This window comes from Micrococcus sp. HMSC31B01, from assembly GCF_001816085.1.
Lineage (GTDB): Bacteria > Actinomycetota > Actinomycetes > Actinomycetales > Micrococcaceae > Micrococcus > Micrococcus luteus.
The window spans coordinates 1-1,233 of sequence record NZ_KV825136.1 but is presented as its reverse complement, the minus strand read 5'-3'; the positions used below and the strand labels follow the sequence as shown (position 1 = coordinate 1,233).

Below are 1,233 nucleotides of genomic sequence, written 5' to 3'. Positions count from 1 at the left end.
CGGGCCCCGGGGAGAAGCTCCCCGGGGCCCGCGGCGTGGTGCGGCGTCAGCCGCCTGGGCTGATCACTGCCAGAGGACGGCGACCAGGATGTTCACCAGGCCCAGACCGCCCACCGCGTGGGCCAGGCCCGTGGGCACGACCTCCCCGCGGTTGGACTTGCGGCGGCCGATCAGGGCGGCCACGAAGACGATGACGCCGATCAGGAACTTGACGCCCAGCTTCATGTGGTTCGGCTCCCCGCTCATGGCGAGGCCGAAAAGCACCACGCCGGAGACGATCATGCCCACGGAGCCCCACCACTGCGAGGTGGTGACGGTCGGGTTGCGGAAGTGCGCGAACCAACCGCCCACGATCGCTGCGGCGGACACGATGTGCACGGCCACCAGGATGCTGTGCAGGATATCCACAGTCCTTCTCCCTTTCCGTCAGAGACCCAGCTCGTTGGCGAACTCGCCGCCCTCGAGACGCTGACGCAGCGTCGTCAGGAAGCGGCCCGCGTCGGCCCCGTCCACCAGGCGGTGGTCGTAGGTCAGGGACAGGTACATCATGTGGCGGATGGCGATCGAGTCGTTGCCGTCCGCGTCGGTCACCACCATGGGGCGCTTCACGATCGCACCGGTGCCCAGGATCGCGACCTGCGGCTGGTTGATGATCGGCGTGTCGAACAGCGCGCCCACGGAGCCGATGTTCGTGATCGAGAACGTGCCGCCCGAGAGCTCGTCCGGCGAGATCTTGTTCGTGCGGGTGCGCTCGGCCACGTCGGCGATCTTCTGGGCGAGGCCCGTCAGGTTCAGGGAGCCGGCGTCCTTGATGACGGGAACCAGCAGCCCCTTCTCCGTGTCCACGGCGATCGCGATGTCCTCGGACGCGTGGTAGGTGATCTCCTTGTTGTCCTCGGAGAACGACGCGTTCAGCTTGGGGTGCTGCTTGAGGGCCTCGGCGACCGCCTTGGTGATGAACGGCAGGTACGTCAGGTTCACGCCGGCCTGCTGCTGGAAGGAGGCCTTGGCCTTCTTGCGCAGCTGCACGATGCGGGTGACGTCCACCTCGTGCACCTGGGTGAGCTGGGTGGACAGGTCGAGGGACTCGCGCATGCGCTGGGCGATGACCTGGCGGATGCGCGGCGCCTTCTCCACCTCGCCGCGGACCGAGGGGTCCACGGAGGAGCTCGCGGCCGGGGCGGACGCAGCGGCCGGGGCCGACGACGGGGCGGCAGCCTCGGAGGCCTGCTC

The 1,233-nt window shown here is 68.9% G+C and carries 2 protein-coding genes; both read right to left on the bottom strand.

Annotated features, from left to right (window positions below):
* Positions 1–63: 63 nt before the first annotated feature.
* Positions 64–408, bottom strand: a complete 345-nt coding sequence (locus HMPREF3105_RS06740; protein ID WP_010078527.1) for a hypothetical protein — start codon at positions 406–408, stop codon at positions 64–66.
* 18 nt (positions 409–426) lie between these two features.
* A partial coding sequence (gene sucB, locus HMPREF3105_RS06735; RefSeq protein WP_070709029.1) for a 2-oxoglutarate dehydrogenase, E2 component, dihydrolipoamide succinyltransferase occupies positions 427–1,233 on the bottom strand: 807 nt, incomplete at its 5' end.